This is a genomic window from Rhizobium sp. Root483D2 (assembly GCF_001426685.1).
Taxonomy (GTDB): Bacteria; Pseudomonadota; Alphaproteobacteria; order Rhizobiales; family Rhizobiaceae; genus Pararhizobium; species Pararhizobium qamdonense.
On sequence record NZ_LMFB01000044.1, the window covers coordinates 67145 to 83225 of the forward strand.

Annotated in this window: 17 protein-coding genes; 1 reads left to right on the top strand and 16 read right to left on the bottom strand. The window is 59.8% G+C overall.

Annotated features, from left to right (window positions below; genetic code table 11):
* Window positions 1-9: 9 nt before the first annotated feature.
* The 16 genes from ASD32_RS27460 to ASD32_RS27535 form a co-directional block, all read right to left on the bottom strand.
* Window positions 10-1521, bottom strand: coding sequence for an NADH-quinone oxidoreductase subunit M (locus ASD32_RS27460; RefSeq protein ID WP_060641212.1), 1512 nt, complete (start codon window positions 1519-1521; stop codon window positions 10-12).
* The gene (gene nuoL, locus ASD32_RS27465) at window positions 1521-3518 is read right to left on the bottom strand and encodes an NADH-quinone oxidoreductase subunit L (protein ID WP_060641213.1); all 1998 of its coding nucleotides are present in this window, start codon (window positions 3516-3518) and stop codon (window positions 1521-1523) included. Before nuoL ends, ASD32_RS27460 begins: the two co-directional genes overlap by 1 nt.
* A 7-nt stretch (window positions 3519-3525) precedes the next feature.
* Window positions 3526-3834 carry an NADH-quinone oxidoreductase subunit NuoK gene (gene nuoK, locus ASD32_RS27470; RefSeq protein ID WP_037169335.1) on the bottom strand — a complete coding sequence of 103 codons (309 nt, stop codon included), beginning with the start codon at window positions 3832-3834 and terminating at the stop codon, window positions 3526-3528.
* 27 nt (window positions 3835-3861) lie between these two features.
* Window positions 3862-4476 (bottom strand): NADH-quinone oxidoreductase subunit J, encoded by a 615-nt coding sequence (locus ASD32_RS27475; protein ID WP_060641430.1) that lies wholly within the window; start codon window positions 4474-4476, stop codon window positions 3862-3864.
* Between the two features lie 141 nt (window positions 4477-4617).
* Window positions 4618-5109: an NADH-quinone oxidoreductase subunit NuoI gene (nuoI, locus tag ASD32_RS27480; protein WP_060641214.1), complete on the bottom strand. Its 492-nt coding sequence runs from the start codon at window positions 5107-5109 to the stop codon at window positions 4618-4620.
* 64 nt (window positions 5110-5173) lie between these two features.
* Entirely contained in the window at window positions 5174-6217 is a 1044-nt protein-coding gene (gene nuoH, locus ASD32_RS27485; protein ID WP_060641215.1) for an NADH-quinone oxidoreductase subunit NuoH, read from the bottom strand.
* A gap of 21 nt (window positions 6218-6238) precedes the next feature.
* Entirely contained in the window at window positions 6239-8320 is a 2082-nt protein-coding gene (gene nuoG, locus ASD32_RS27490; protein WP_060641216.1) for an NADH-quinone oxidoreductase subunit NuoG, read from the bottom strand.
* 110 nt (window positions 8321-8430) lie between these two features.
* Entirely contained in the window at window positions 8431-9147 is a 717-nt protein-coding gene (locus ASD32_RS27495; protein WP_060641217.1) for a hypothetical protein, read from the bottom strand.
* Window positions 9148-9152: 5 nt separating this feature from the next.
* A complete protein-coding gene (gene nuoF, locus ASD32_RS27500; protein ID WP_060641218.1) occupies window positions 9153-10457 on the bottom strand; it encodes an NADH-quinone oxidoreductase subunit NuoF in 1305 nt (434 codons plus the stop codon).
* A 12-nt stretch (window positions 10458-10469) separates the two neighbouring features.
* Window positions 10470-11594: an NADH-quinone oxidoreductase subunit E gene (locus ASD32_RS27505; RefSeq protein WP_060641219.1), complete on the bottom strand. Its 1125-nt coding sequence runs from the start codon at window positions 11592-11594 to the stop codon at window positions 10470-10472.
* Between the two features lie 15 nt (window positions 11595-11609).
* Entirely contained in the window at window positions 11610-11864 is a 255-nt protein-coding gene (locus ASD32_RS27510) for a hypothetical protein (RefSeq protein WP_060641220.1), read from the bottom strand.
* An 8-nt stretch (window positions 11865-11872) separates the two neighbouring features.
* Entirely contained in the window at window positions 11873-13063 is a 1191-nt protein-coding gene (locus ASD32_RS27515; protein WP_060641221.1) for an NADH-quinone oxidoreductase subunit D, read from the bottom strand.
* Between the two features lie 54 nt (window positions 13064-13117).
* The gene (locus ASD32_RS27520) at window positions 13118-13507 is read right to left on the bottom strand and encodes a four helix bundle protein (RefSeq protein WP_060641431.1); all 390 of its coding nucleotides are present in this window, start codon (window positions 13505-13507) and stop codon (window positions 13118-13120) included.
* A gap of 50 nt (window positions 13508-13557) precedes the next feature.
* Complete coding sequence (locus ASD32_RS27525) at window positions 13558-14160, bottom strand: NADH-quinone oxidoreductase subunit C (RefSeq protein ID WP_060641222.1); 603 nt, start codon at window positions 14158-14160, stop codon at window positions 13558-13560.
* A gap of 17 nt (window positions 14161-14177) precedes the next feature.
* Window positions 14178-14756: an NADH-quinone oxidoreductase subunit B gene (locus ASD32_RS27530; protein WP_060641223.1), complete on the bottom strand. Its 579-nt coding sequence runs from the start codon at window positions 14754-14756 to the stop codon at window positions 14178-14180.
* Window positions 14747-15112: an NADH-quinone oxidoreductase subunit A gene (locus ASD32_RS27535; RefSeq protein WP_037107729.1), complete on the bottom strand. Its 366-nt coding sequence runs from the start codon at window positions 15110-15112 to the stop codon at window positions 14747-14749. Before ASD32_RS27535 ends, ASD32_RS27530 begins: the two co-directional genes overlap by 10 nt.
* A 546-nt stretch (window positions 15113-15658) precedes the next feature.
* Here ASD32_RS27535 and ASD32_RS27540 point away from each other — a divergent pair.
* On the top strand, window positions 15659-15922 hold the full coding sequence (locus tag ASD32_RS27540; protein ID WP_082546960.1) for a DUF982 domain-containing protein: 264 nt from the start codon (window positions 15659-15661) through the stop codon (window positions 15920-15922).
* Window positions 15923-16081 lie beyond the last annotated feature (159 nt).

Genomic DNA, 16081 nt, shown 5'->3' on the forward strand with positions numbered 1-16081 from the left:
GTCCTGTCGTCATTTCGCCGAAAGCGCAACGTCATGCGCTGCCTGCACGGCCGCAGTGTAGTTGTTGATAAGCACGTCCACCGAGGCTGCCGTCGCATCGAACACGGGAGCCGGATAGACGCCGAAGAAGATGGTCAGCACGATCAGCGGATAGAGCAGCGCCTTTTCACGGCCGGAAAGATCCAGCAGCGATTTCAGGCTGTCCTTGTCCAATGTACCGAAGATCACCCGGCGGTAGAGCCACAGAGCATAACACGCCGAGAGGATGACACCTGTCGTGGCAAAGAACGCGACCCAGGTATTGGCACGGAATGCACCGAGCAGCACGGTGATTTCACCGACGAAGCCGGACGTGCCCGGCAGGCCGACATTGGCCATGGTGAAGACCATGAAGGCAACCGCATATTTCGGCATGTTGTTGACGAGGCCGCCGTAAGCGCTGATCTCGCGGGTGTGGGTGCGGTCATAGACCACGCCGACACAGAGGAAGAGCGCGCCGGACACCAGGCCATGCGACAGCATCTGGAAGATCGCGCCCTGCACGCCTTGAGTATTGGCGGCAAAGATACCCATGGTCACGTAGCCCATGTGCGCAACCGACGAATAGGCGATCAGCTTCTTGATGTCTGACTGCATCATCGCCACCAGCGAGGTGTAGATGATCGCGACGACCGAGAGCGTGAAGACGAAGGGCGCGAAATATTCCGACGCCAGCGGGAACATCGGCAGCGAGAAGCGCAGGAAGCCGTAACCGCCAAGCTTCAGGAGAACGCCGGCCAGGATGACCGACCCCGCCGTCGGCGCCTGAACGTGCGCGTCGGGAAGCCAGGTATGGACCGGCCACATCGGCATCTTCACCGCAAATGACGCGAAGAAGGCGAGCCATAACCATGTCTGCATCTGGCGCGGAAACTGATAGGCGAGCAATTCGGCGATATCGGTCGTGCCGGCCTGCCAGTACATCGCCATGATGGCGAGGAGCATCAGAACCGAACCGAGCAGCGTGTAGAGGAAGAACTTGTAGGAGGCGTAGACGCGGTCCTTGCCGCCCCAGACGCCGATGATGATGAACATCGGGATCAGGCCGGCTTCGAAGAACACGTAGAACAGCACGATATCGAGCGACACGAAGACGCCAATCATGAACACTTCCAAAAGCAGGAAGGCGATCATGTATTGCTTCAGGCGCTTTTCGACCGACAGCCAGCTGGCCACGACGCAGAACGGCATCAGGAACGCCGAGAGCACGACGAACAGCATGGAAATGCCGTCAATGCCGAGATGGTAGGAAATGCCGGTGCCGAGCCAGGCGTGCTTTTCGACCATCTGGAAGCCGGGGTTCGAATTGTCGAAATTCCACCAGATCCAGCAGGAGACGAGAAACGTCACGATCGTCGTCAGCAACGAGATGTTCAGGATATTGCGGCGGCCAGAAGCGCTGTCTTCACGCGTCAGAAGCAGAAGAGCAACGCCGGCCAGCGGCAGGAAGGTGACCGCGGAGAGAATGGGCCAATCGGTCATCAGAAGGAGCTCCCGAGCATCATCCAGGTAACGAGCGCCGCGATGCCGATGAGCATCACGAAGGCATAGTGATAGAGGTAACCGGTCTGCAGGCGGACGACGCGGTCAGTCACGTCCATGACGCGCGCGGCAATGCCGTTCGGGCCGTAGCCGTCGATGATCCGGCCATCGCCTTCCTTCCACAGGAAGGTGCCGATGCGCTTGGCGGGACGAACGAACAGGAAATCGTAGAGTTCGTCGAAATACCATTTGTTGAGCAGGAACTGGTAGAGACCGCGATGCTGCTCGGCGAGGTACTTCGGCGTCTCCGGCGAGCGGATATACATGTACCAGGCGGTAACGAAGCCGAGGATCATGGCGATGAACGGGCTCAGCGCAACCAGGGCCGGAACGTGGTGGAACTCATCGACCAGTTCGTTGCCCGGCAGCGTGAACAACGCGCCCTGCCAGAATTCGGCATATTCGTGGCCATAGAAATAGCCCTCGCCGAGGAAACCGGCCACGACGGCGCCGAAGGCCAGGATGTAGAGCGGGATCAGCATGACCTGCGGCGATTCGTGGACGTGGTGCATGACCTCATGCGAGGCGCGCGGCTTGCCGAAGAAAGTCAGGAACATCAGGCGCCACGAGTAGAAGCTCGTGAACAGCGCCGCAATGACCAGAAGCGTGAAGGCGAAACCGCCGACCGGCGAGTGCGATGCATAGGCCGCCTCGATGATCACGTCCTTCGAGAAGAAGCCCGCGAAACCGAACGAGGTGAACGGAATGCCGACGCCGGTGATGGCCAGCGTGCCGATCAGCATCATGGCGAAGGTCACCTTGATGTGCGGACGAAGCCCGCCCATGTGGCGCATGTCCTGCTCGCCATCGACAGCATGGATGACCGAGCCGGCGCACAGAAACAGCAGAGCCTTGAAGAAGGCGTGCGTGAACAGGTGGAAGATCGCAGCGCCATAGGCGCCCGTTCCCAGCGCCACGAACATGTAGCCGAGCTGCGAGCAGGTCGAATAGGCGATGACGCGCTTGATATCGTTCTGGACGAGACCAACGGTTGCCGCAAAGAACGCGGTAATCGCGCCGATGACGGTGACGACCATCAAAGCCGTGTGGGACAGTTCAAACAGCGGCGACATGCGGGCGACGAGGAAAACACCGGCCGTCACCATGGTTGCGGCATGGATCAGCGCCGAGACAGGCGTCGGGCCTTCCATGGCGTCTGGAAGCCAGGTGTGCAGCAGGAACTGCGCCGACTTGCCCATCGCGCCCATGAAGAGCAGCAGGCAGACGCCGGTGATCGCGCTGGCCTTGTCGAGATGCATGCCGAACAGGTTGATGACAGCCTCGCCACCCTCAGCAGCGCCTTCAGCCGGCAGGTAGCTGGCAGCGGCGGCAAAGATGGTTTCAAAGCTGATCGAGCCAAACAGCACGAAGACGCCGAAAATGCCGAGCGCAAAACCGAAGTCACCGACGCGGTTGACGATGAACGCCTTCATTGCCGCAGCCGATGCCGACGGCTTCTTGTACCAGAAGCCGATCAACAGATAGGACGCCAGACCCACGCCTTCCCAGCCGAAGAACATCTGCAACAGGTTGTCGGACGTGACCAGCATCAGCATGGCGAAGGTGAACAGCGACAGATAGGCAAAGAAGCGCGGCCGATGCGGGTCGTGATGCATGTAGCCGATCGAATAGAGGTGAACCAGGCAGGACACGGTGTTGACGACGACGAACATCACGGCCGTCAGCGTATCGACCCGGAAGGCCCATTCCGCATCGAAGCTGCCAGACTGGATCCAGCGCATCACGGTGACCTTGATCATCTCCGTCTCGCCGAGCGCGACGTGGAAGAACACCACCCAGGACAGGACAGCGACAATAATCATGAAGCCGGTGGTCACGTATTCCGATGCCTTGGCGCCGATCGACGTGCCGAACAGGCCCGCGATCACGAAGCCGATCAGCGGCAGGAAGACGATGGCTTGAATAATCGTATTCATTGGCCGCTCAGCCCTTCATCATGTTGACGTCTTCCACGGCGATGGAGCCGCGGTTGCGGTAGAAGACGACGAGAATTGCAAGACCGATGGCGGCTTCCGCGGCCGCGACGGTCAGAATGAACAGGGCGAACACCTGGCCGGTAATGTCGTTGAGGAACGACGAGAAGGCGACCATGTTGATGTTGACTGCAAGCAGGATGAGTTCCACCGACATCAGGATGATGATGACGTTCTTCCGGTTGAGGAAGATGCCGAAGACGCCCAGCGTGAACAGGATGGCGCTGACGGTCAGATAGTGGGAAATACCGATTTCCATGATGTGTTCCTTGACCTCGCGTCCGTCTTAAAGGCCCTGCCCCGACTTCACCTTGACCACTTCGACAGCGGTCTTGGGCGAACGGGCAACCTGTGTGGGAATATCCTGGCGCTTGATGTTGTCGCGATGGCGCAGCGTCAAGACGATGGCGCCGATCATGGCGACCAGAAGAACCAGGCCGGCAATCTGGAAGAAATAGACGTAGTGCGTATAGAGCACGTCGCCGAGTGCGGCTGTGTTGGAGCGATCGGCGATTGCCGGGATCGGCATCGAGATCGATTTGGCGATTTCAGGCGAGAACGAGCTGCCGCCGACCACGATGATCAGTTCGGCTGCCAGAATGAGGCCGATCAGCGCGCCGACCGGCGCATATTCCAAAACGCCCGACCTCAGCTGGGTGAAGTCGATGTCGAGCATCATCACCACGAAGAGGAAGAGAACCGCAACCGCGCCGATATAAACGACCAGCAGGATCATCGCCAGAAACTCGGCGCCCGTCAGAAGGAACAGGCCGGCCGCGTTGAAGAACGTCAAAATGAGGAACAGCACGGAATAAACAGGGTTCCGCGCAGAAATCACCATGAACGCCGACGCAACCGCGACGAATGAAAAAAGATAGAAAAAAAGAGCCTGCAGACCCATGATCGGTGCCTTTTTCGTCTTCCCCGGGCAGGCATGGCCAAATGCCATCCTTCCCACTGGCGCACCGGTTCATGCCGGCCACGCCCAAGATCAGTGTAACGCCTGCCTTGAAACGGCAGGCGCAGTCCCCTTCGCAAGGTCTTACCGGTACGGCGAGTCCATTGCGATGTTGCGGGCAATTTCGCGCTCCCAACGGTCGCCGTTGGAAAGCAGCCGGTCCTTGTCGTAGTAGAGCTCTTCGCGCGTCTCGGTGGCGAACTCGAAGTTCGGACCTTCGACGATCGCGTCCACCGGACATGCTTCCTGGCAGAAACCGCAATAGATGCACTTCACCATGTCGATATCGTACCGGACCGTACGGCGCGTGCCGTCGTTGCGGCGCGGGCCGGCTTCGATGGTGATCGCCTGGGCAGGACAGATTGCCTCGCACAGCTTGCAGGCGATGCAACGCTCCTCGCCATTCGGATACCGGCGCAGCGCATGCTCACCCCGGAAACGCGGGCTGATCGGCCCTTTTTCAAACGGATAGTTCAGCGTTGCCTTCGGCGCGAAGAAATAGCGCATCGACAGGAAAAACGCGTTGACGAATTCCTTGAGGAACAGCGAACTGACGGCTTGCGACAGACTTGCCATCATCAACCTCCAAACATGCCGGCCTGGGAGGCGCCGGCTGATTTTGCGAAACGGAATATCGGCATCAGGCCCACACCACCAGTTTTAGCGTGACTGCAACAATGAAGACCATGGCGAGCGACAGCGGAAGGAAGACCTTCCAGCCCAGCCGCATCAACTGGTCGTAGCGATAGCGCGGCACGAAGGCTTTCACCATGGCGAACATGAAGAACACCATCGAAGACTTCAGGATGAACCAGATGATGCCCGGAACCCAGTTGAGGAACCACACATCGACCGGAGGCAGCCAGCCGCCGAGGAAGAGGATCGTCGTCAGCGCGCACATCAGGCAGATGGCGGCATATTCGCCGAGCATGAACATCATGTACGGGGTCGAGCCATACTCGACCATGAAGCCGGCGACCAGTTCCGATTCCGCTTCGACGAGATCGAAGGGCGGACGGTTGGTTTCAGCCAGCGCCGAGATGAAGAAGATGATGAACATCGGAAACAGCGGCAGCCAGTACCAGTCCAGGAACGAACCCGGCAGGCCCATCATCGTGCCCAAACCATCACGCTGCGAATCCACGATATCGGTGAGATTCAGCGAACCGGCGCAAAGCAGCACGGTCACGATGACGAAGCCGATCGAGACTTCATAGGACACCATCTGGGCAGCCGAGCGCAGTGCCGAGAGGAACGGGTACTTCGAGTTCGATGCCCAGCCGCCGATGATGACGCCGTAAACCTCGAGCGAGGAAATGGCGAAGACATAAAGGATGCCGACATTGATATTGGCCATCACCCAGTTGGCATTGAGCGGGATAACCGCCCAGGCTGCGAGCGCCAAGGTCACGGAAACCAGCGGCGCGAGCAGGAAGAGAACCTTGTTCGAACCGGCTGGAATGACCGGTTCCTTGAAGACGAACTTCAAAAGATCGGCGAAGGACTGGAAAAGTCCCCACGGGCCTACCACATTCGGTCCACGGCGCATCTGCACCGCTGCCCAGATCTTGCGGTCAGCCAAAAGGATGTAGGCGATAAAGATCAAAAGCGCGACCAGAAGCAGCAGCGACTGGCCGATCATGATGGCCGTTGGCCAGACATAGGTCGAAATGAAAGCGTCCATTTTCGTCTTATTCCTTCGCGCTCATTCCGCCGCAGCTTTGAAGTTGTTGCGTGCCAAAGCCGAACATTCAGCCATGACGGCGGAAGCGCGTGCTATCGGGTTCGTCAAATAGAAGTCTTTCACCGGAGACGCAAACGCCGATTTGGCCATCTCACCGGCTTTTTGTGCAAGTGCGGCAATTTCACCGCTAACACCCGTCTCGATCATGTCGATCGCAGCGAAATGCGGGTGTGCCGCGTAGAGCTTGCCGCGCAATTCTGCAAGCGAATCAAACGGCAGCTTCTTGCCGAGCACGTCGGACAGCGCCCGGATGATCGCCCAGTCCTCGCGGGCATCGCCCGGCGCGAAACCGGCCCGGTTGCCCATCTGGACGCGGCCTTCGGTATTGACCCAGAGACCCGACTTTTCGGTATAGGTCGCACCCGGCAGGATGACGTCGGCACCATGGGCACCTTCGTCGCCATGCGAGCCGATATAGACGGTGAAGCCGGCGGTCTTGCCGGAGAAATCCATTTCGTCGGCGCCGAGCAGGAACAGAACGTCGGTGCCGGTCAACATCTCGGCGGCAGTCTTGCCCCCCTCGCCCGGCACAAAGCCGAGATCGAGGCCACCGACGCGCGAGGCGGCGGTGTGGAGGACTGCAAAACCGTTCCAGTCTTCGGTGACGGCGCCGATGGCGCCCGCAAGCTTTGCGGCAGACGCCAGAACCGAAGCGCCGTTGCCGCCGGAGATCGCGCCCTGACCGATGATGACCATCGGGCGCTTGGCATTTTGCAGAACGCCGAAGAACTTGCCCTTGCCGGACACCAGTTCGGACAGCGTATCTGTGCCTGCGCCGAGATAGTCGTAGCTATAACGCAGCTCGGCCTGTTCTCCGATCACGCCGATCGGGAAATTGGCCATCCGGAACCGCTTGCGGATACGGGCATTCAAGACAGAGGCTTCAAAGCGCGGGTTCGAGCCGATGATCAACAGCGCGTCGGCGCTTTCGATGCCCTGGATCGTGGGGTTGAAGAGGTAGCTCGAGCGGCCGGAGGCCGGATCGAGTGCGGCACCATCCTGGCGGCAGTCGATATTGGCCGAGCCGAGCGAGGAGATTAGCGCCTTCAGCGCGAACATTTCCTCGACCGAGGCCAGATCGCCGGCAATCGCGCCAATCTTCTCACCGCTGGTCCTGGAAACCGCCGACTTGATGGCGGCGAAGGCTTCGTTCCAGCTGGCAGGCTGCAAACGGCCGTCCTTCTTTACATAGGGGCGGTCGAGACGCTGCGTCTTCAGGCCATCCCAGATGAAGCGGGTCTTGTCGGAGATCCACTCTTCGTTGATCTCTTCATTGACGCGCGGCATGACGCGCATGACTTCGCGGCCGCGCGTATCGACGCGGATGGCCGAGCCGACGGCGTCCATCACGTCGATCGATTCGGTCTTGCCGAGTTCCCACGGACGGGCGTTGAACGCGTAGGGTTTGGAGGTCAGAGCGCCGACCGGGCAGAGATCGACGACATTGCCCTGAAGTTCCGACGTCATCGCCTGCTCGAGATAGGTGGTGATCTCGGCATCCTCGCCACGGCCGATCAGGCCGAGTTCGGCAATGCCTGCGACTTCCGTGGTGAAGCGGACGCAGCGCGTGCAGTGAATGCAGCGGTTCATCACCGTCTTGACCAGCGGGCCGATATACTTGTCTTCGACCGCACGCTTGTTCTCGTTGTAACGGGTGGAATCGACGCCGAAGGCCATCGCCTGGTCCTGCAGGTCGCATTCGCCACCCTGGTCGCAGATCGGGCAATCCAGCGGATGGTTGATCAACAGGAATTCCATCACGCCTTCACGGGCCTTCTTGACCATGGGCGTGGTCGTGAAGACTTCCGGCGCTTCGCCGTTCGGGCCGGGGCGCAGGTCGCGCACGCCCATGGCGCAGGAGGCTGCCGGCTTCGGCGGCCCTCCCTTCACCTCGATCAGACACATGCGGCAGTTTCCGGCGACCGACAGCCGCTCGTGGAAACAGAAGCGCGGAACCTCGGCGCCGGCCTCTTCGCACGCCTGCAGCAGCGTGAAATGATCCGGGACCTCGATCTCTTTTCCGTCGACTTTCAGCTTTGCCATCTTCGCACTCAATCCTGTCGTTCATTCGCCAGCCAAAGCGGCGAACAGATATTATAAAGGCACGCTAACCTGTTGAGCGAACACCACCGGCCCCGCCCGAAACTCAAATCTCAACCCTTGATCAGGGCCTTTGCCTGCTCGACCCAGCCGTCGCGCGCGATGCGGCCGGCAAAACCCAGGGCGTCATCGAAACGCTGCACGTCCTTATCGCTCCACAACGCGACATCGGCATAACGCCGCACGCCCATTCCATTCAAAACCTGTTCCAGCTTCGGTCCGATGCCGGAAATCCGCTTCAGATCATCCGCCTGCGTTTCGGCAACGCGGGCGGCCTTCTGCCGCTTCGGCTTTTCGGCCTTGCCCGGCGCAACAGCAACCGGCTCTGCCACCGCCGGCGTTTCCGCGACCGGCGGGGTCTTCGCTACAGCCTTGACCTTGGCCGCAACCTTGACCTTAGCCTTCACCGGCGCCGCCGATTTTGCGACCGGCTGCGGCTTGACGGCCGCGACCAATGTTTCCACCGGCTGGGAAACCGTTCCCGCCTGGTTTTCATCTGCGGCAACGCCGGTCTTCTGCGCCGTTTGCGCCAATCCCTGCATCGCTCCGAGCATGAAGCCGGCGATCTGGCTGGTCACGCCGAAACCGATCGCCGTTGCCGCTGCCATCGCTGCCGCCGGATGCTGCATCAGCGGATGCAGCGGAACCTTGGGCATATCCTTCAACCATTCGGCAACGCCGAACGGATCGTTGCCGGCCGGAGGCACGGCCGAGGATCCGGCAGATCCTGTCTGCGTGCCCTTGCCCGTTTCGTTTCCCGGTCCAGCCATGCCGATTACTCCGCCGCTGCCAGCACCGCGCCGTGCGATGAGGAATTGCGGGTATATTCGTCGATACGCGCTTCCATCTCGGGACGGAAATTGCGGATTAGGCCCTGGATCGGCCATGCAGCGGCATCGCCGAGCGCGCAGATGGTGTGGCCTTCGACCTGTTTTGTGACATCGAACAGCATGTCGATTTCACGCTTCTGGGCGCGGCCCTGCACCATGCGCTCCATGACACGCATCATCCAGCCCGTGCCTTCGCGGCATGGCGTGCACTGGCCGCAGCTCTCGTGCTTGTAGAAAGCAGCCAGACGCCAGATGGCCTTGATGATGTCGGTGGAGCGATCCATGACGATGATCGCGGCCGTGCCGAACGACGACTTGACGTCGCGCATGCCGTCGAAATCCATCGGCGCATCGATAATGTCCTCGGCCTTCACCACCGGACAGGACGAACCGCCGGGGATGACGGCCAGAAGATTGTCCCAGCCGCCGCGGATGCCGCCGCAATGGCGCTCGATCATCTCGCGGAAGGGCGTGCCCATCGCGTCTTCGAACGTGCACGGCTTGTTGACATGGCCGGACACCATGAACAGCTTGGTGCCGACATTGTTCGGACGGCCGATGGCCGAAAACCAGGACGCGCCACGGCGCAGGATGGTCGGGGCAACCGCGATCGATTCGACGTTGTTGACCGTCGTCGGGCAGCCATAAAGGCCCATATTGGCCGGGAATGGCGGCTTCAGGCGCGGTTGGCCCTTCTTGCCTTCGAGGCTTTCCAGCAGCGCTGTTTCCTCGCCGCAAATATAGGCGCCGGCGCCGTGATGGACGTAGATGTCCATGTCCCAGCCGAGCTTGTTGTTGATGCCGAGAAGACCGGCGTCATAGCACTCGTCGATCGCCGCCTGCAGCGCTTCGCGCTCGCGGATATATTCGCCGCGCACATAGATATAGGCGACATGCGCACCCATCGCGAAGCTCGCGATCACGCAGCCTTCGATCAGCGTATGCGGATCGTGGCGCATGATATCGCGGTCCTTGCAGGTACCGGGCTCGGATTCGTCGGCATTGACGACGAGATAATGCGGCCGGCCATCGCTTTCCTTCGGCATGAAGGACCATTTCAGGCCCGTCGGGAAGCCCGCGCCACCCCGTCCACGAAGGCCGGAAGCCTTCATCTCGTTGATGATCCAGTCACGGCCCTTTTCCAGGATCTGCTTGGTGCCATCCCAGTGGCCACGGCCCATGGCGCCCTTGAGCGACTTGTCATGGATGCCGTAGATATTGGTAAAAATGCGATCTTTATCGTCGAGCATGGTTCACCTAACTTATCGCGGCTTCTTGCCGAAAACTTTGATGTATTCGGCTTCGCCGCCCTTGGCCAGCGCTTCAGCCTGCTTGACCCAATCGTCGCGGTCGATGCGGCCCTTGAAATTCAGATAGCCGTCCACCCATTCGCGCTCCGCGCCACTCCAGCCCGCGACCTGCGCGAAGGTGAAGATGCCGAGTTCGTGCAGCGTGCCTTCGATCTTCGGGCCAACGCCGGAGATCAGCTTCAGGTCATCGACAGCGTCGGGCTTGGCGATGCCGGCCGGACGGTTCTTGTCCTCGAGCGACGGCTTTGCGCTGGCGGAAGCAGGCTTTGCGTTCGCGCCGCCCTCAACCTTGGTTTCGCCGGCAACCTTGTCATTTGCAGCGGATTCGAACTTTGCCGTGACAGGGGTTTTCAAAGCGGGATCGGTTTCCGGTGCGTCTGTCTTGGCACGTCCGGCATTCGACGGTGGCGTGCTGACAGCCGCGCCGTTGCTCGCCTGTTCGGCACGCGGTGCAGCGGGTTTCTTGACTTCGGTCAGCAGCGTGGTCAAACCGCCTTCCGGCGCCGAGAAGATCCGGTCGATCTGCGGGCCGGGCTTGACCTCGGCGCCCTTGCCTGCCTCGAAACTGTCAATGATATATTCCAGCTGCGGAACGGTCAGATCCTCATAGGTATCCTTGAAGATCATCACCATGGGTGCGTTGACGCACGTCCCCTGACACTCGACCTCTTCCCAGGACAGCGTCCCGGCTTCGTTCGGCGTCAGCGGGTTGGGATGAATGCGTTTCTTGCACAGGCTGATCAGCTCTTCCGAACCGCGCAGCATGCAAGGCGTCGTGCCGCAGACCTGAACATGGGCGCGCGTGCCGACCGGCTTCAGCTGAAACTGGGTATAGAATGTCGCCACTTCGAGCACGCGGATATAGGGCATGTCCAGCATGTCGGCGATCCCTTCGATCGCCGCCTTGGTGACCCAGCCATCCTGCTCCTGCGCCCGCATCAGCAGCGGAATGACAGCGGATTGCTCGCGGCCCTTCGGATATTTCTGGATGGTGGCCTGTGCCCAAGCGGCATTGTCCTTGCTGAACGCAAAGGCCGCTGGCTGGACATTTTCTTCGGCTAGTCGACGAACGGACATTCTTCCCGCACCTTATCAGTTAATCGAACCGCACCGCGATGTCGTCAGGGTGACGAATTCGCAGGCATAGGCTGACTGGTCTTTTTGCAAAAATACGATGTAGCGCGTGCCGTTCGGCACTGCGGCCCTGATCTCATAACCCTGGCTCAAGAGCCGGCCCATGCCGCTGCCCGATGAATTGCTCATCGCGGGATCACCGGCCGCCGGCGCGGTTTCCTGCGCAAAGGCAGGCGCTCCAGCAAGCATTGAGGCCAAGAGTGTCAGGACCATCCTGCGCATCAACGATCCACCTCGCCGAACACGATATCAAGCGAACCCAGAATGGCGGAGACGTCCGCCAGCTGATGCCCGCGACAGATATAATCCATGGCCTGGAGATGGGCGTAGCCCGGCGCGCGGATCTTGCAGCGATACGGCTTGTTGGTACCGTCGGAGATCAGGTAGACGCCGAACTCGCCCTTCGGCGCTTCGACAGCCGCGTAAACTTCACCCTCGGGCACATGATAGCCTTCGGTATAGAGCTTGAAATGGTGGATCAGGGCTTCCATCGAGCGCTTCATCTCGCCACGCTTAGGCGGCACGATCTTGCCATCGAGCGAGGAGACCGGGCCGATCTTGGCGTCGCCCAAGAGGCGATTGACGCATTGGCGCATGATCTTGGCCGATTCCCGCATTTCGATCATGCGGATCAGATACCGGTCGAAGCAATCGCCGTTCTTGCCGATCGGAATATCGAAATCCATGTCGGCATAGCATTCATAGGGCTGCGATTTGCGCAGGTCCCAGGCTGCCCCCGAACCACGCACCATGACGCCGGAAAAGCCCCAGGCCCAGGCATCGTCCAGCGTCACGACGCCGATATCGACATTGCGCTGCTTGAAGATGCGGTTGCCGGTCAGAAGCTCGTCGATATCGTCGACGGTCTTCAGGAACGGATCGATCCACTTGCCGATGTCTTCGACCAGTTCATGCGGCAGGTCCTGGTGAACGCCGCCCGGACGGAAATAGGCCGAGTGCATGCGCGCGCCACAGGCCCGCTCGTAAAACACCATCAGCTTTTCGCGCTCTTCGAAACCCCAGAGCGGCGGCGTCAGCGCACCGACGTCCATGGCCTGCGTCGTGACGTTCAAAAGATGCGACAGGATGCGGCCGATTTCGGAATAGAGCACGCGGATCAGCTGGCCACGGATCGGCACCTCGGTCGCCGTCAGCTTCTCGACGGCCAGCGCATAGGCATGCTCCTGGTTCATCGGCGCGACATAGTCGAGACGGTCGAAATAGGGCACGGCCTGCAGATAGGTCTTGGTCTCGATCAGCTTTTCAGTGCCGCGATGCAGAAGCCCGATATGCGGATCGACCCGCTCGACGATTTCCCCGTCAAGCTCCAGCACAAGCCGCAACACGCCGTGCGCCGCAGGATGCTGCGGGCCGAAATTGATGTTGAAATTCCGGACGTTATGTTCGTTCATTTCATCGCGCTCCGCGCTTGCGGTGATTAGTGACCAGTGAGTAGTGGTTAGTGATCATCCGCGATCCTGCTCATCAACTTTACTGCGCTGGACGGTCCGTATGAGAGCACCCAGCATTTTTCCGTTCTCATCGCACCTCTCCAACAATTCGCTCAAAACAATCGGCTGTATCAGGCCGACCCTTCCCGCGATGATCAAGTGCGTTTCTAGTTCTTTCAACGACCCTTGGGCAATTCTCAGAAATTGGACAAACGAGCCTCTGTTTTCGCGCCCATAACCTTCGGCAATATTGGCTGCCACCGATGAGACTGAACGTCTGATTTGGCTTGTCAGTCCATACAATTCCTCCCGTGGAAGGCTCTGCGTCACTTCGTAACTGGCAACCGAAATATCGATCGCCAATTGCCAAACTTTCAAATCACGGTAGGAGCTGATTTTCCCGATCGCCACCGAGACTCCTTCTAATCACTACCGACTACCGGCTAACTACCATCTCACTGTTTCGCCTTTTCATCCCCCGGCAGAACATAATCCGTTCCTTCCCAGGGCGACATGAAGTCGAAATTGCGGAATTCCTGTTTCAGTTCGACGGGCTCATAGACGACGCGTTTGACTTCGTCATTGTAGCGAACCTCGACGAAACCGGTTGTCGGGAAGTCCTTGCGCAGCGGATAGCCTTCGAAACCATAGTCGGTCAGGATGCGGCGCAGGTCCGGATGGCCGGTGAAGAGGATGCCGTACATGTCGTAGGCTTCCCGCTCGAACCAGTCGGCGCCGGGATAGACGGCGCAGGCCGACGGCACGGGCTGGTCTTCGCCGGTTGCGACCTTGACGCGGATGCGCAGGTTCTGCTTCGGCGACAGCATGTGATAGACGACGTCGAAACGCTCGGGACGCTGCGGCCAGTCGACGCCGCAAATATCCGTAAAGTTGATGAAGCCGCAGCGGGCGTCATCGCGCAGGAACGTCAGGAGCGCAATCAGATTGTCCGCTGTCGATGTCAGCGTCAGCTCGCCATAGCTGATCACGGCATCCGAAATCAGCGCGCCGCGCGTTTCGCGGATATAGGTCGCAAGTCCGTTCAGGGCTTCACTCATGTTCAAGTCCCCTGCCCTTACCGTTCGATCGTGCCTGTGCGGCGGATCTTCTTCTGCAGCAGGAGCACACCGTAGAGGAGCGCTTCTGCCGTGGGAGGACAGCCCGGCACATAGATATCAACCGGCACGACGCGGTCACAGCCGCGCACCACCGAATAGGAATAGTGATAGTAGCCGCCGCCATTGGCGCAGGAGCCCATCGAGATGACGTAGCGCGGCTCGGGCATCTGGTCATAGACCTTGCGCAGAGCCGGAGCCATCTTGTTGGTCAGCGTGCCGGCGACGATCATCACGTCGGACTGGCGCGGTGAGGCGCGCGGTGCAAAGCCGAAACGCTCGGCGTCGTAACGCGGCATCGACATCTGCATCATTTCCACGGCGCAGCAGGCGAGACCAAAGGTCATCCACATCAGCGAGCCGGTGCGGGCCCAGTTGATCAGCTCGTCGGTCGAGGTGACCAGAAAACCCTTGTCGGCGAGCTCATTGTTGATCTCGCCGAAATATTTGTCATTGCTGCCGATCAGCTGGCCGGTTGCGGGATCTACGATCCCCTTCGGCTTTGGCGCGACGAGCGTCGTGCTGGATGTCAGTTCCATTCCAGCGCTCCCTTCTTCCATTCATAGATAAAGCCGATTGTCAGCACGCCGAGGAACGACATCATCGAGAAGAAGCCGAACCAGCCCATATCCTTGAACGACACCGCCCAGGGAAACAGGAACGCCACTTCGAGGTCGAAGATGATGAAGAGAATCGACACGAGGTAGAATCGAATGTCGAATTTCATGCGGGCATCGTCGAATGCGTTGAAGCCGCACTCATAGGCCGAAAGCTTTTCATCGTCGGGCGCCTTGTAGGCGACGGCGAACGGCGCAATCAGCAGCGCCAGCCCGATAACCAGCGAAATGCCGATGAAAATCGCGATCGGAATGTAGGAGCCGAGAAGGTCTGTCATTGTATCCGTCCCTGCCTGCGAGGCGCGCTGGAGAAGCGCAAAACAAAGGCTCACAGGCCGAAAAATATGTTGCAACGCCAGAGTGGTTAGCGCAGCCAGCGCCGCTGTGCAAGCCTTCAGAACGGTTTTCACCCCCTCGTGTGGCGGGAATGAAGACACGCCAAAAGCTAGCATCTCCGGCAGGCAGGCGCAAATACCGTGGAATCCCGGCCGGGGCATGCAGGGCTGACCGGCAAACCCCTGTGCGGCAATGCCGGGGACATAAGGTCGCGCCTCGTCAAATCGATTGAAACCTGGACGCCAGATGCGCGCAAGACGGGGACGCGGGCGCACCCGGCCGGAAAACCCGAGCTGCAACAAGACTGCATGGCCCCTATCCGGCTTTTGCATGGGTGAGGCATCCCCACCCCGCTCCTTCCCGAATATTCAAACACGGGCAGCGTGACACCGAAGGCTCTCTTCCGCTTGATTTGCAACCCTGAAGAACAATCACAACCTTCACGCAAGATTGGTTGTGTAATGTGTTTCTAATAGAGGGCATATTTCATGGATAATATTGTTTGGCACGAGAGTGTTTTACTCGAGATGAACGATCGCCAAGACGTGATCACCATTTCCAGCTCGCTGGAGGCTGCCGATCTGCTTTTGAACGGATGGCCGAAGAAACGTGGCCCCAGCTACAAGCTGGCGGTGATGACCTGCCTCGATTCCTTCCGGGGCAAACAGCCGCCGGAACTCGCCCGCCAGGATCTGATCGCAGCGGCGATCGAGGCGCATATCTACGTCAAGACGCGCGCCATCCGCATTTGACACGGGCGAGCGCGGCCGAGGAAAACGGCAAGAACCGGCTGGGACCTAAGGTCCTGCCGGCTTTCAAATCACACTTGCATTTGAAATCTTAGCGGAAAATGGCGCGAGTGACGGGGCTCGAACCCGCGACCTCCGGCGTGACAGGCCGGCACTCTAACC

Bases quoted from the DNA above. Each gene is read 5' to 3' on its own strand.
- ASD32_RS27510 (WP_060641220.1), bottom strand. From the start codon at position 11,864: ATGGTCCTGACACTCTTGGCCTCAATGCTTGCTGGAGCGCCTGCCTTT.
- ASD32_RS27535 (WP_037107729.1), bottom strand. From the start codon at position 15,112: ATGACAGACCTTCTCGGCTCCTACATTCCGATCGCGATTTTCATCGGC.
- nuoL (WP_060641213.1), bottom strand. From the start codon at position 3,518: ATGAATACGATTATTCAAGCCATCGTCTTCCTGCCGCTGATCGGCTTC.
- ASD32_RS27530 (WP_060641223.1), bottom strand. From the start codon at position 14,756: ATGGAACTGACATCCAGCACGACGCTCGTCGCGCCAAAGCCGAAGGGG.
- ASD32_RS27495 (WP_060641217.1), bottom strand. From the start codon at position 9,147: ATGGCTGGACCGGGAAACGAAACGGGCAAGGGCACGCAGACAGGATCT.
- nuoF (WP_060641218.1), bottom strand. From the start codon at position 10,457: ATGCTCGACGATAAAGATCGCATTTTTACCAATATCTACGGCATCCAT.
- nuoG (WP_060641216.1), bottom strand. From the start codon at position 8,320: ATGGCAAAGCTGAAAGTCGACGGAAAAGAGATCGAGGTCCCGGATCAT.
- ASD32_RS27525 (WP_060641222.1), bottom strand. From the start codon at position 14,160: ATGAGTGAAGCCCTGAACGGACTTGCGACCTATATCCGCGAAACGCGC.
- ASD32_RS27540 (WP_082546960.1), top strand. From the start codon at position 15,659: ATGGATAATATTGTTTGGCACGAGAGTGTTTTACTCGAGATGAACGAT.
- ASD32_RS27460 (WP_060641212.1), bottom strand. From the start codon at position 1,521: ATGACCGATTGGCCCATTCTCTCCGCGGTCACCTTCCTGCCGCTGGCC.
- ASD32_RS27515 (WP_060641221.1), bottom strand. From the start codon at position 13,063: ATGAACGAACATAACGTCCGGAATTTCAACATCAATTTCGGCCCGCAG.
- nuoI (WP_060641214.1), bottom strand. From the start codon at position 5,109: ATGGCAAGTCTGTCGCAAGCCGTCAGTTCGCTGTTCCTCAAGGAATTC.
- nuoH (WP_060641215.1), bottom strand. From the start codon at position 6,217: ATGGACGCTTTCATTTCGACCTATGTCTGGCCAACGGCCATCATGATC.
- ASD32_RS27505 (WP_060641219.1), bottom strand. From the start codon at position 11,594: ATGTCCGTTCGTCGACTAGCCGAAGAAAATGTCCAGCCAGCGGCCTTT.
- ASD32_RS27475 (WP_060641430.1), bottom strand. From the start codon at position 4,476: ATGGGTCTGCAGGCTCTTTTTTTCTATCTTTTTTCATTCGTCGCGGTT.
- nuoK (WP_037169335.1), bottom strand. From the start codon at position 3,834: ATGGAAATCGGTATTTCCCACTATCTGACCGTCAGCGCCATCCTGTTC.